The sequence below is a fragment of the Mesorhizobium sp. USDA 3734 genome (assembly GCF_056279665.1).
Genome location: NZ_JBWCCW010000001.1, coordinates 399,881 through 413,963, shown reverse-complemented (window position 1 = coordinate 413,963; position 14,083 = coordinate 399,881). Strand labels below are relative to the sequence as shown.

General features: G+C 64.9%; 8 protein-coding genes. 1 reads left to right on the top strand and 7 read right to left on the bottom strand.

Translation table 11 applies throughout. The features are described from left to right. Positions 1 to 148: 148 nt before the first annotated feature. From ACZ89F_RS02035 to ACZ89F_RS02020, 4 genes are all read right to left on the bottom strand, one after another. On the bottom strand, positions 149 to 1,033 hold the full coding sequence (locus tag ACZ89F_RS02035; protein ID WP_476090179.1) for a transglutaminase family protein: 885 nt from the start codon (positions 1,031 to 1,033) through the stop codon (positions 149 to 151). Between the two features lie 3 nt (positions 1,034 to 1,036). Further along, entirely contained in the window at positions 1,037 to 3,448 is a 2,412-nt protein-coding gene (locus tag ACZ89F_RS02030; protein ID WP_476090178.1) for a circularly permuted type 2 ATP-grasp protein, read from the bottom strand. A 6-nt stretch (positions 3,449 to 3,454) separates the two neighbouring features. Continuing rightward, positions 3,455 to 6,814 (bottom strand): transglutaminase family protein, encoded by a 3,360-nt coding sequence (locus ACZ89F_RS02025; RefSeq protein WP_476090177.1) that lies wholly within the window; start codon positions 6,812 to 6,814, stop codon positions 3,455 to 3,457. Positions 6,815 to 6,926: 112 nt separating this feature from the next. After that, complete coding sequence (locus ACZ89F_RS02020) at positions 6,927 to 8,123, bottom strand: acyl-CoA dehydrogenase (protein ID WP_476090176.1); 1,197 nt, start codon at positions 8,121 to 8,123, stop codon at positions 6,927 to 6,929. A 154-nt stretch (positions 8,124 to 8,277) separates the two neighbouring features. On the opposite strand from ACZ89F_RS02020, the gene ACZ89F_RS02015 reads away from it, so the two are divergent. Further along, entirely contained in the window at positions 8,278 to 9,189 is a 912-nt protein-coding gene (locus ACZ89F_RS02015; protein WP_476090175.1) for a LysR family transcriptional regulator, read from the top strand. Here the strand turns inward: ACZ89F_RS02015 and ACZ89F_RS02010 are convergent, their stop codons facing one another. From ACZ89F_RS02010 to ACZ89F_RS02000, 3 genes are all read right to left on the bottom strand, one after another. Beyond that, positions 9,190 to 11,514: a Tex family protein gene (locus ACZ89F_RS02010; protein WP_476090174.1), complete on the bottom strand. Its 2,325-nt coding sequence runs from the start codon at positions 11,512 to 11,514 to the stop codon at positions 9,190 to 9,192. Between the two features lie 125 nt (positions 11,515 to 11,639). Beyond that, positions 11,640 to 12,821, bottom strand: a complete 1,182-nt coding sequence (locus ACZ89F_RS02005) for a serine hydrolase domain-containing protein (protein ID WP_476090173.1) — start codon at positions 12,819 to 12,821, stop codon at positions 11,640 to 11,642. 35 nt (positions 12,822 to 12,856) lie between these two features. Further along, complete coding sequence (locus ACZ89F_RS02000) at positions 12,857 to 14,053, bottom strand: serine hydrolase domain-containing protein (RefSeq protein ID WP_476090172.1); 1,197 nt, start codon at positions 14,051 to 14,053, stop codon at positions 12,857 to 12,859. Positions 14,054 to 14,083 lie beyond the last annotated feature (30 nt).

Below are 14,083 nucleotides of genomic sequence, written 5' to 3'. Positions count from 1 at the left end.
ACAAAACCCCGCGCCTCGCGCTTGAGGATACAATTATCGTCCACCTCGAAACGAATGCAGATTAGCGGCCACATCGGTGTTTGAGAAGCAGTCTTGTCCATTCCATCCAGAATTGCAGGAAAGAACCCGCTGCGTGTGCGGCCTGCTTTTAGGCCTTTTCGAGCACGACCGGAATGACATCGACAGCTTGCTCGCCGACCTGTCCGCCGGTGGTCTTGAGAACGCCGACGATCGGCGCCACGTCCGAATAGTCGCGGCCGTAGCCGACCGTGATGTGGTCGTTGCTGGCCCGCATGCCGTTGGTCGGGTCGAATTCCTGCCAGCCAGCGTCGCGTCCGCACCAGACCTTGACCCAGGCATGCATGGCGTCGGCGCCTTCCAGCCGGGGTTTGCCCTTCGGCGGGATGGTGCGCAGGAAGCCGCTGACATAACCAGCCGGAATGCCGAGCCCGCGCAGACCGGCGATCATGATGTGCGAAAAGTCCTGGCAGACGCCACGCTTCAGCTTGAAGGCATCGCTGGCCCGGGTTCGCACCGTGGTCGCTTCGCCATCATAGGTAAAATCGTGATGAATCCGATTGCACAGGTTCATGGCCGTGCCGGCGGCAGAGCCGGCAATGCTGTCTCGTGCGTAGGTGGTGATCGCAGCATCGATGCCGGCATGGGCGCTGGCCGTCAGGAAATGGTGCGGTGCATCAGGCGCCAGCGACCGCACCGCGGCGAGCTCCTGCCTGAGCCGGCCGAGATCGGGCGACACGTCGAGCCCGGGCTCGGGTCGCGACACCGAGACGCGTGCGCTCATCCTTATGTCGAGCGTGTCATGCGCATCGCGAAAGGCGATCGAGGTGACGTTGTTGCCGAAGAAATCCGAAAAATCCGAACGCTCGTTGGGCGCCGGTGCAAAGGACAAGGATGCGGCGATGACGCGCTGCACGCCGGAAATCGTCGACGGCAGCACGCGGATTTGATGACGGCCGCCGCCGGCCGCCGCGGCATAGTCGTAGTGGAGATGAAGCCTGATATCGTAAAGCATGCTTTATCCGAAATAGGCTTTGGCGAGGCTGTTGTAGAGGCCGCCGATTTCGTAGGCGAGCTCGTCCAGCGCCTTTGCCGTCATATCCGAAGGCTCCTTGATGGCGATCTGGGTGTTGAGCTGCAGGATTTCTTTCGCCGCCGGCGACATGTGCCCCTCCCCGCCGACCGACGGCAACAGGCCGATCTCGGCCTTCAGCCTTTCGAGCTGGAACAGGATGGAACGCGGATTGAGCGGATCGAGCGCCAGCAGGTCGATCACCGTGCGCCGGCCGGCCTGCACCGGATATTGCCGGCGATGGGTCATGACGCTGTCGCCGATCTCCAGCATCATGTCGAGCGCGCCGTCCGGCGCCTTGGCGCTGGTCAGCCGCGACAGGGTGCGGGCGATCTGGATGCCACGCTCCAGCCGGCGGCCGATCTCGAGGAAACGCCAGCCGGCGAAGCGGTACATGTTCTCGTGCAGCAAGCCGGAAAAGCCGGCGAGCTTGCGCAGGATGACCGTCATCGCCCGGGTCGCGTCGTCGCCGGGCGCCACCGTCGTCGCGAACTGATGGATGGTCTTCGACAGGTCCTTCAGCGCCAGCCAGCCATCGGGCGAGAAGCGGTCGCGGATCTGCCCGGCGCTGTAGACGGCGCTGTCGAGCGTGCCGATCAGCCCCGACGGGATCGCCGTCTCGACATCGATACCGAACGGTTCGAGATAATCCCTGATGTCGGCCAGCAGCGGCATGTCCGGGTCGGAGGTTTCGGCCAGCCGCACATGATAAGCGCGCAGGATGCGCACCGTGTCTTCCGAGCGCTCGATGTAGCGGCCGAGCCAGGTCAGGTTCTCCGCCGCGCGGCTGGGCAGGCTGCCAGGCCTGGTGCGGGTAAAGCTGTCGCCTTCTTGCGGCAACAGTGTCTCGCGCTCCACCGGTTTGTCGCTGACAACCCAGACATCCGCCGCCTGGCCGCCGCGCTGCATGGCGATCGCCGTCGGGTCCAGCGACAGGCCGACGCGGGCAAAACCGCCCGGCATCACCGTCCAGCCCTCTGGCGTGCGCGCCAGATAGACGCGCAGGCTCGCCGGCCGCGGCTCCAGCCAGCCGCCGACATAGACGGGCGTCGTCGAAAGCGTCACTGCTTCCTGGCCGACGAAGTCGCCACCATAGCGTTCGATGCGCGCCACCAGCTCCGCCCGCTCGCCGGCGGACAGCGCCGAGCCGAGCTTCGTCTGTTCGTCATCCTCGAAGGCAAGTCTCGTCGACAGCGCCGGCCCGATAACCATGCGATCGATATTGGCCAGCACATGCGCGCGTTCGGTTGCTTGCCCGCACCACCATGTCGCGACGCTTGGCAGCAGCAATTCCTCGCCCCGCAAGGCACGTGATATCTTGGGCAGGAAGGCAAGCAGCGCGCGCGTCTCCATCAGGCCGGAGCCCAGCGCATTGACGGTCGCAACCGCGCCCTGGCGGATCGCCTCGACCAGGCCCGGCGTGCCGATCTGCGAATCCGGGCGCAGTTCGAGCGGGTCGGCGAAGGCGGCATCGAGCCGCCGCCACAGCACGCTGATCGGCATCAGCCCGGAAACCGTGCGCACCATCAGCCGGCCGCCGGAAACGGTCAAATCCTCGCCTTCGAGCAGCATGATGCCGAGATAGCGGGCGATATAGGCGTGTTCGTAATAGGTTTCGTTGAGCGGCCCCGGCGTCAGGATGGCGACGCGGCCGTCCGTTTCCTTGGCCATGCCGATCAGCGCATCGCGAAAACGGCGGAAAAAGCCGGCAAGGCGGTGCACATGCATCTCGCCATAAATATCGGACAGCGCGCGTGTGGTGGCGACGCGGTTCTCCAGCGCGAAGCCGGCGCCGGACGGCGCCTGGGTGCGATCGCCCAACACCCACCACTGGCCATCAGGCCCGCGGCCGAGCTCGAAGGCGCAGAAATGCAGGAAATGGCCGCCGGCCGGCCTGGTGCCGACGACTGGCCGCAAATATTCCGGACTGGCCGCGATCAATCCCGCCGGCAGGATGCCTTTTTCGACCAGCCGATTTGGCCCGTAGATATCGGCGATGGTTTCCTCGAACAGCTCGGCGCGTTGCACGAGGCCGGCGCTGATCGCAGCCCACTCGCTCTCCTCGATGAGAACCGGGACATGCGCCAGCGGCCATTCGCGCTCATTGGCGCCGGCCTTGTCGTAGACGCGGTAGTAGACGCCGGCATCGCGCAGATACTGGTCGGCGCGGGCAAAACGCTGGCCGAGCTTTTCAGGCCCCAGTTCGTCGAGCGCTTCGATGAAGTGCTTCCAGACCGGGCGGGGATTGCCCGACGCATCGACCATCTCGTCGACGACGCCGTCGATCGGCTGGTAGTGCTCCAGCAGGCTGTGGATCTGCGGCTTGCCGCGTACCCTCTTGTGATTCCCCTTTGCCATCGCTGATCAGAGTCTTGCCGGCCGCCGAAGGTCAAGGGTCATCGGGAAATCTTCCGCCGGTTGTTCCTCGCGGATCACATAGGCGGACGGCGTATGGCCGCGCGGTTCGAAGCGGGCGAGCCGCCGGGCCTCCGCCTCGTTGCCATTGACGGGGAAGGTGTCGTAATTGCGCCCGCCGGGATGGGCGACATGGTAGACGCAGCCGCCGATCGCCCGACCCGACCAGCGGTCATAGATATCGAACACCAGCGGCGTGTTGACCGGTAGCGCCGGATGCAGGCCGGAAGCCGGCTGCCAGGCCTTGAAGCGGACGCCCGCCACCGCGACCTCTCTGTTGTCCGTCACCTTCATGGGCACGATGCGGCCGTTGCAGACGACCGCATGGCGCTCCGGGTTCAGCCCTTCCGTCTTGACCTGCAGCCGTTCGACCGAGGAATCGACGAAGCGCACGGTACCACCGATAGCGCCCTGCTCGCCCATGACATGCCAGGGCTCGAGCGCTTGGCGCAGCTCCAGCTTGATGCCGGCATGCTGGACCTCGCCGCAGAACGGGAAGCGGAATTCGAGCTGGGCATCGAACCATTCGGGTCGGAACTCGAAACCGTTGAGCTTGAGGTCATCGAGCACGTCGAGGAAATCAGCCCACACATAATGCGGCAGCATGAAACGGTCATGCAGCGACGTGCCCCAGCGCACGAAGCGACCGTCGAGCGGGGTCTTCCACGCGCGGGCGATGATCGCCCTAACCAGCAATTGCTGCGCCAGCGACATGCGCGCATTTGGCGGCATCTCGAAGCCGCGGAACTCGACCAGCCCCAGCCGGCCTGTCGGCCCGTCCGGCGAGAACAGCTTGTCGATGCAGATTTCCGAACGGTGCGTATTCCCTGTGACATCGGTCAGCAGGTTCCGGAACAGCCGGTCGACCAGCCACGGCAAGGGTGCCGCGCCCTGGTCCGGATGCGGCACCTGCGTCATAGCGATCTCAAGCTCATAGAGCGAATCGTGGCGCGCCTCGTCAAAGCGCGGCGCCTGGCTGGTCGGGCCGATGAACAGGCCGGAGAACAGATAGGACAGCGACGGACGCCGCTGCCATTGCAGCACCAGGCTCTTCAACAGGTCCGGCCTTCGCAGGAACGGGCTGTCGTTGGGCGTCGCACCGCCAACCACGACATGGTTGCCGCCGCCGGTGCCGGTGTGGCGGCCATCGATCATGAACTTGTCGGCGCCAAGCCGCGTCTGCCGCGCCTCCTCGTAGATCGCTGTCGTCGTCGCCACGCAATCCTGCCAGTTGGACGCCGGATGGATGTTGACCTCGATGACGCCGGGATCGGGCGCAACGCGGATGACGTTGAGGCGCGGATCATGTGGCGGACCATAGCCTTCGATATGCACCGGCAGACCGATCGCCTTTGCCGCATTCTCGGCCGCCGCGACCAGTTCGAGATAGTCTTCCAGCGCCTCGACCGGCGGCATGAACACACAGAGCCTTCCATCGCGCGGCTCGACCGAAAGTGCAGTGCGCACCGCGCCACCGATCTCGGTGATCTCCTGTTCGACCCGGTCCTGCTGGCCGGTCGTGGCCGTAAAGGAGGCCGCCTGCTGGCGGCGCGCCATCTCGTCGGCGCCTTCGAGTTCGGCCGGAGCCGCTGAGGGCAGTATGGCTTCATGCGCGGGCAGCGCTCCACGCGGCAGCGACGGATCGACCGGCACGATGTAGGGGAACTGCTCCGGCGGCACATAGGGCAACGTACCGAGCGGCAGGCGGTAGCCGACCGGTGAATCGCCGGGCACCAGGAACAGCCGGCCACGCCGCGTCTTCCATTTTTCCGAGCGCCAGCGCGGCCCCGACGCCTGGCTGTTCCAGCGCTGCACCGGCAGCACGTAGCCGGACGGCTTGGTCAGCCCGCGTTCGAACACTTTCGCCATGCGGCTGCGTTCTTCCGGATCCTCGAGCATGGAATTGGACGGATCGACATTGTCGGGCAGCTTGCCTTCCTTGAGCAGCCATTCGGCCGGATCCTCATAGGCTTCGCTGACCATGGTCCTGTCGATGCCGAGTTCACCAGCAATCGCGGTGAGCAGGCTTTCCGCCTGTTTCAGGCCGATATCGGCCGAATTCTTTTCGCGGGCGATCAGCGAGGGATCGCTCCACACCGGCTGGCCATCGGCACGCCAGTAAAGCGAGAAGGTCCAGCGCGGCAGGCTTTCGCCCGGATACCATTTGCCCTGGCCGTAGTGGAGAAAGCCACCCGGCGCGAAACGCTCACGCAGCTTCCGGATCAGCGCATCGGCCTTCTCACGCTTGGTCGGCCCGACGGCAGCGGTGTTCCATTCTGCGGACTCGAAATCATCGATCGACACGAAGGTCGGCTCGCCGCCCATGGTCAGCCGCACATCGCCCGCCGCAAGTGCTGCATCCACCTTGCTGCCGAGTGCATCGAGCGCCTGCCAGCTTTCATCGGAGAATGGCTTGGTGATGCGCGGATGTTCGGCGATGCGGTCGACCCGCATCTCGAAGCCGAATTCGACGTTGGCGAAGCTCGCCATCCCGGAAATCGGTGCTGCATTGCGGAAATGCGGGGTAGCGGCTAGTGGCACATGGCTTTCGCCGGTGAGCAGGCCCGATGTCGGGTCGAAGCCGATCCAGCCGGCGCCGGGAAGATAGACCTCGCACCAGGCATGCAGGTCGGTGAAGTCCACTGCGGTTCCCGGCGGGCCATCGAGAGCGACAAGGTCAGGCTTGAGCTGGATCAGGTAGCCGGAGACGAAGCGCGCGGCGATACCGAGATTGCGCAGGATCTGCACCAGCAGCCAGCTCGAATCCCGGCATGATCCCTTGGCGGCGGCCAGCGTTTCCTCCGGCGAGAACACACCGGTTTCCATCCGCACGATATAGGCGATCTCGCGCTGCAGCCGGGCATTGAGGTCGACGAGGAAATTGACGGTGTTCCTCGCGCTGGTGTCGATGGTTTTCAGGAAGGCCGACAGCAGCGGACCTGCCGGCTCAGGCGTCCGGTAGATCGTGAGATCATCGCGGATCTCTTCCGGGTACTCGAACGGAAATGTCTCGGCCGATGGCTCGACGAAGAAATCGAACGGATTGTAGACCGTCATGTCGGCGACGAGGTCGACCTCGATCTTCAGCTCGGTCACCGGTTCGGGAAAGACGAAACGGGCAAGGAAGTTGCCGTAGGGGTCCTGCTGCAGATTGACGAAATGGTTCGCCGGCTCGACCTTGAGCGAATGGCTGAGCACCTTGGTGCGCGAATGCGGCGCCGGCTGCAGCCTGATGATCTGGGGCCCAAGAACCACCGGCCGGTCATACTTGTAGTGGGTCAGGTGGTAGACAGCTGCCAGAATTGCCATGGGACCCCGGAATTCAGCGTTTCAAACGAATTCGCTGAACCCTGACACATTTGGCGGCCATTCTCCAAGCAGAGATGTTGCGGTGCACCTAATTTAAACGGCTACCGAACGCTTAGAAAAACGCCTGGATTCCGGTCTGCGCCCTGCCGAGGATCAGCGCATGCACGTCATGCGTGCCCTCATAGGTGTTGACCGTCTCCAGGTTCTGCGCATGGCGCATGACGTGATAGCCGATCTGGATGCCGTTGCCGCCATGCATGTCGCGGGCCTGGCGGGCGATGTCGAGCGCCTTGCCGCAATTGTTGCGCTTGACGATCGAGATCATTTCCGGCGCCATCTTACCTTCATCCAGCAACCGCCCGACGCGCAAGGATGCCTGCAGCGCGAGCGCAATTTCGGTCTGCATGTCGGCGAGCTTCTTCTGGTAAAGCTGCGTGCCGGCCAGCGGCTTGCCGAACTGCTTGCGATCAAGACCGTACTGACGGGCGCGATGCCAGCAATCTTCCGCGGCGCCCATCGAGCCCCAGGAAATGCCGTAGCGGGCCCGGTTGAGGCAGCCGAACGGGCCGCCAAGGCCCTTGGCGTTGGGCAGCAGCGCGTCTTCGCCGACTTCGACGCCTTCCATCACCACTTCGCCGGTGATCGAAGCCCGCAGCGAAAGCTTGCCGCCGATCTTCGGCGCCGACAGCCCCTTCATGCCCTTTTCCAGCACGAAGCCGCGGATCTCGTCCTTGCCGTTGTCACCCTTCAGCTTTGCCCAGACGACGAACACATCGGCGACCGGCGCGTTGGAAATCCACATCTTCGAGCCGGACAGCTTGTAACCGTTGGCGGTCTTCTCGGCGCGCGTCTTCATGCCGCCCGGGTCGGAGCCGGCATCCGGCTCGGTCAGGCCGAAACAGCCGATCCACTCGCCGCTGGCAAGCTTGGGCAGGTACTTCTTGCGCTGTTCGTCCGAGCCATAGGCGTAGATCGGATACATCACCAGCGACGACTGCACCGACATCATCGAGCGATAACCCGAATCAACCCGCTCCACCTCGCGCGCGACCAGCCCGTAGGTCACATAGTTGGCGCCAAGCCCGCCGAATTCCTCAGGGATGTTGATGCCGAGCAGGCCGGCCTCGCCCATTTCGCGGAAGATCGCCGTGTCGAATGTCTCGTTGAGATAGGCGTCCTCGATCCGAGGCGCCAGCTTGTCGGCGGCGAAGGCCGCCGCGCCATCGCGCACCATGCGCTCGTCTTCCGAAAGCTGGTCCTCGATCAGGAACGGGTCTTCCCAGACGAATGCATTCTTGTCGGCGGCCATGGCGTTCTCCCAAACCAATGCAGGTCGCCCAAAGTGCCCAGCAGTTTTGGGATGCGACATGCATGAAGCAAAATCTTGGCCCGGCTTATCGACCTGCGCCTCGAAAAAATCAAACGAAATTGCTTCACCGATCAATGAGCGTTAGGAATGGATCATGAGTGTCCAACGTCGCCTCTTGCCCAGCATCAGCGCCCTTGCCGCCTTCGAGGCGGTGGCCCGCCTCGGCTCCTTCACCGCCGCCGCCCAGGAGCTCGATCTGACCCAGGGCGCGGTCAGCCGGCAGATCAGATTGCTGGAAGATCAGTTTGGCCGCCGGCTGTTCGAGCGCGATAGCCGCAATGTCAGGCTGTCGGCATCGGGCGAAATCTACGCCGAGGCGGTGCGTTCAGCGCTTGGCCAGTTGCGTGACGCAGCCCTTGGATTGATGAGCAATCGGCATAGTGGCATCCTGAACCTTGCCATTTTGCCGACCTTCGGCACGCGCTGGCTGATGCCGATGATCCCCGATTTCGTCGAAACCAACCCTGACATCACCATCAACTTCGTCACCCGCGTCGGCCGCTTCGACTTCGCCCGTGAGCGGCTGGATGCCGCCATCCACTATGGGCTGCCGGACTGGCCGGAGGCCGACTCGACACTGCTGGTGCGCGAAACGGTGGCGCCGGTTGTGTCGCCCGCATTCCTCGCCGGTCGCGCCATCGCCTCACCGGCCGATATCGGCCGCTTGCCGCTGCTGCATATGGCGACGCGCCCTGGCGCCTGGACCGAATGGTTCGAGCATCAGGGCCTGAGCGCGCCGACCGGACCGGGCATGCAGTTCGAACAGTTCGGCACCGCTGCCCAGGCCTGCATGGCGGGACTCGGCGTGGCGCTGTTGCCGTTGATCCTCATCGCAGGCGAATTGCAGCGCGGCCAGTTGGTGCCGGCGCCCGGCCAGCCCATGCAAAGCCGCAGCGCCTACTATCTCGTCGTCCCGCACGACAAGCGCGGCCATCCGCCGGTCACCAGCTTTCGCGACTGGCTGCTGGGAGAGGTTGAGAAGGAACCGGCTGTTCTGGCTTGGTAGCTACTTCCGCTTCAGTGCATCCGCCAGTGCCGCACCGAACGCCCCTTGCTGCGCCGGCCGCTCCGGTTGACGCTGCGGCGCCGGCGAACGTGGGGCCGGCCTGCCGCCGCCATTGTCGCGCGGTCCGCCGCGCGGTGCACCACCTTCGCCGCCATCCTTGCGCATGGACAGGGCGATGCGCTTACGCTTGATGTCCACATCGACGACGCGCACCTTGACCACGTCCCCGGCCTTGACCACCTCATGCGCGTCCTTGATGAAACGGTCGGCCAGTTGCGAGACATGCACCAGCCCGTCCTGGTGAACACCGATATCGACGAAAGCGCCGAAGGCGGCGACATTGGTAACGGTGCCTTCCAGCAGCATGCCAGGCTTCAGATCCTTGATGTCGTCGATGCCGTCGGCGAAGGTCGCGGTCTTGAAGCCAGGGCGCGGATCGCGGCCGGGCTTTTCCAGCTCCGCCAGGATGTCGCGCACCGTCGGCAGGCCGAAACGCTCATCGACGAAGACGCGCGGATCGAGCGCCTTGAGCGCTGCGCTGTCGCCCATCAGCGAGCGAACGTCGCGGCCGCAGGCGGCGACGATCTTCTTGGCGACGCCATAGGCTTCTGGATGCACCGACGAGGCATCGAGCGGCTCGCTGCCATTGGCGATGCGCAGGAAGCCGGCGCTTTGCTCGAACGCACGCGGCCCGAGCCGCGGCACCTTGAGCAAATCCTTCCGGCTGGCGAAGGGTCCCGTCGCATCGCGATGCGCAACGATGGCGTCGGCCAGCGATGCGCCAAGGCCGGAGACGCGCGCCAGCAGTGGCGCCGAGGCGGTGTTGAGATCGACGCCGACGGCATTGACCGCGTCCTCGACCACCGCCTCCAGCGAGCGGCCGAGCCGGTACTGGTCGACATCGTGCTGGTACTGGCCGACGCCGATCGATTTGGGTTCGATCTTGACCAGTTCGGCTAGCGGATCCTGTAGGCGCCGGGCGATCGACACGGCGCCACGCAGCGACACGTCGAGACCCGGGAATTCCGCCGCCGCCGTCGCCGATGCCGAATAGACCGAGGCGCCCGCCTCGCTGACGATCACCTTGAGCGGCTTCGGGCCACCGTCCGCCGGCATGTCGGACAGCATGTCCGCCACCAGCTTCTCCGTCTCGCGGCTGCCGGTGCCGTTGCCGATCGAGATCAGCTCGACCTTGTGCAGGCGAATGAGCTTGGCGAGTTCCGCCTGGGTGCCGCGCACGTCGTTCCTGGGCGGAAACGGATAGACCGTCGTCGTTGTCAGCACCTTGCCGGTGCCGTCGACCACCGCCACCTTGACGCCGGTGCGGATGCCGGGGTCGAGCCCCATCGTGGCGCGCGACCCGGCGGGGGCCGCCAGCAGCAAATCCTTGAGGTTGCGGGCAAAGACGTGGATCGCCTCTTCTTCCGCACGCTCACGTAGATCGCGCATCAAATCGAGCGTCAGGTGCAGCGACAGTTTTATGCGCCAGGTCCAGCCGGCGACCTCCATCAGCCAGCGATCGCCCGGCAGGCTGCCGCCAATGGCATAGGCATTGGCGATCATCCGCTCGACCGGCTTCACCGGCGACGTGTCATCGGCATCGACCTCGATGTCGAGCGACAGCACTTCCTCGTTGCGGCCGCGCAGCATGGCCAGCGCGCGATGGCTCGGCACATTGGCCCAGCGCTCGACATGGTCGAAGTAATCGGAGAATTTCGCGCCGGCCTCCTGCTTGCCGTCGACCACCCTGGCCCGCATGAAGGCGCGCTCTTTCATGTAGGTTCGCAATTTGCCGACCAGATCGGCATTCTCGGCGAATTGTTCTGACAGGATGTCGCGCGCGCCATCGAGCGCCGCCTTGGCGTCGGCTACCTCTTCGCTAACATAGGCCAATGCCAGTTCGGCAGGCACCAGCGCGCGGTTTGCGAGAATGGCCTCGGCCAGCGGCCCCAGCCCGCGCTCCCTGGCGATCTCGGCCTTGGTGCGGCGCTTGGGCTTGTAGGGCAGGTAGATGTCTTCCAGCTCAGCCTTGGTGGTGGCGGCGACGATCTTGCCCTCAAGCTCCGCGGTCAGCTTGCCCTGTTCGCGGATGGAGCCAAGGATGGTGTCGCGGCGCGCATCGAGCTCGCGCAGATAGGCAAGCCGCTCGGCAAGGTCGCGCAGTTGCGTGTCGTCCAGCCCGCCGGTCACCTCCTTGCGGTAACGCGCCACGAACGGCACCGTCGCGCCTTCGTCGAGCAGTTCAATCGCCGCGGCCGCCTGTTCGGGTCGGGCAGCGATCTCGGTCGCGATGATGGCTGCAATGCGCTTGATGTCGGATGCCATGTCGTTCCTGCTCTCATCCAAAGAGCGGCGACCATAGGCGCAGACATCCGGTCCGCCAACCGCCGCGCTTTGATCAGCCCGGCGGGTCCACAGGAAAGCGTGCGCTAATGTGGCGACCCGGGCAGCTAGACCAGGCGGCTCAGCGCCTCGAAGAAGGCGACAATCTCGACATCGAGCGGATCGTCCACCGGCTCCGGCTGCGACGACATCTTGGCGATCACGACTTCGGTCTTGGGATCGACATACAGCCACTGGCCATGGATGCCGATGCCACAATAGGCGCCGCTCGGCAAACCGGTCTGGTACCATTTGTTGCGGTAACGGCCGTTCGGGAACAGCAGCGCCATCGTGCCGCGCTGCCAGGCGTCCGCACTGCCGCCGATGCTGATCGTGTCGTGCACCCACGCCTCGGGCACGATGCGGCGGCCATTGGCCATGCCGCCTTGCCGCATCATCTCGCCGACGCGCGCCAGATCGCGCGGCGTCACCGAAATGCCGCCGGCGGTGCGGGCCGTGCCCTCCATGTCGACGCCGATCGATGCTTCGCTGACGGCGCCGAGCGGCAGCCACAGCTTCTCGCGCATCAGGTCGGTGAAGCGCTGGCCGGACGCGCGTTCGAGCAGCAGGCCGAGCAGGTCGGAATTGGGCGAGCGGTAGCGGAAGGTCTGGCCATGCGGCTCGGCAAGGCGTTGCAAGGTCAGGATGAATTCGCGCAGGCTCTCCGTGCCGCCGCCCGGATTCCACAGCGTGGCGCGGCGATAGCGGGCGAAAGCGCTTTCCGGATCGAGATAGGCCTCCTCGAAATCGAGGCTGACGCTCATGTCGAGCACGTGCCGCACGCTGGCATCGCCATAGGCCGAGCCGGCGGCTTCAGGGATGTAGGCCGTCACCGGTGCTTCCGGGTCGAACACCCCCTCGCCTTCCAGTATGCCGGCGACAATGGCGGTCAGCGACTTGCTGATCGAAAAGATGATGTGGCGGGCGCCGAAATCCATATGCGGCGCGAACCAGTCGCCGATGAATTTGCCGCCTTTCATCACCGTCAGCGCGTCGGTGCTCGAACGTGCGAGAAATTCAGCCACCGTCTCCGGCGCACTGCCGACCGAAACCTTTTCACCGAGCAGCCCGCCCATGTCCCGAACCGGTGCCTCGACAACGCCCGGTGCCGCCGCCACGCGAGCGGTCGGCACCAGTTCGCCGAGATTCTGGAACGACCACCGGTTGAACGGGTTCTCGCGCCAGTTGGCGAGCAGCACCTGGTTGCGGCGGAAGCCGTATCGGGTCTCGAACGCGGTCTTGCCGGTCATGGCGGTTCCTTCCGGGTCGTTTCTTCTTGTGGGGCTCAGCGAAGTGCCGTGGCGATGGCGTGCACGGCCTTCAGCGTCGCCATGGAATAGGCGACATTGCCGAAATCTGGATAGGTCGAAAGCTTCACCACGACCATTCCGGTGTTCCAGTCGATATGGATCATCTGCCCAAACACGCCCCGGCACATCAACGCGCGCGAGCGCGGGTCCTCGATCCAGAACTGGTTGCGGTAGCTGCCCTCCGGCAGGCTGGGGCTGAAGTCCGGCCCATGCGTGCCGTTGCGCGTTGCCTCGATCCAGTCGGCCGGCACGACGCCGCCGCCATTGTCCAGGATCAGTTGGCCGAAGCGGCCATAGTCGCGCAGCGTGGCGTTGAAGCCGCCATCGGCGACGGCATAGCCGGCGCTGTCGACGGTGAAGCAGGCGCTTTCGTCGGCGCCGAGCTTTTGCCAGAGCTCTTCGGAAACCAGCTGCGGCAGACGCTTGCCCGTCACCCGTTCCATGATGAAGGCGAGCACGTCGGTCTCGATCGAGCGGTATTCAAACGCAGCACCATGCGCGCGGACCGTGTCCTTCAAGCCCAGGATCAGCTCGAACATGTGCGCGGGCCAGCGAAAGGCCGGATCGCTGCCCGGCGGCACCGGCTTCCAGCCGGTGGCGACATCGACCTGGCCGATATCCGAATAGCGGTCGGTATATTCCTCGGAGAAACGCACCCCGCTGGTCATGTCCAGCACATGCTGGACGCTGGCGCCGGCCCAGCCGGTAACGCCGAGCTGCGGCAGGTAGTCGGTCACCGGCTTTGCCGGATCGATCAGGCCGCGCCCGACCAGTATGCCGAACACCGAACCGGTGACGGACTTCGCCATCGACTGCGACAGGTGCAGCGTGCGGTCATTCATGCCGTTGAAATAGCGCTCATAGGCTATCCTGCCGTCCTTGAGCACCAGGAAGCCGTCCGTATAGGTCTCGTCGAGCAGCCCGGCGAGCGTTGTCGGCTTGCCTTCGCTGTCTTCGACCGCCAGCCCGTCGAGCTCGACCTCGGCGCGTTCGAGACGGTGGCGATGGCCATTGCCGCGCCAGACTTCGGCGGTCGGCAGAATTTCGCGGATGTGCTGGAACGCCCAGCGGTTCCACGGTGGCCGGTCCCAGTCGAGCTTCGGCGGCACCATGGCGGGCGGCGAGCCCTGCATGATCGGCGGCCGTGGATCGGAGTTGCGGTAGGATTCCATGACGGCCGCCCCTTGAACGTAAAAAAGGAC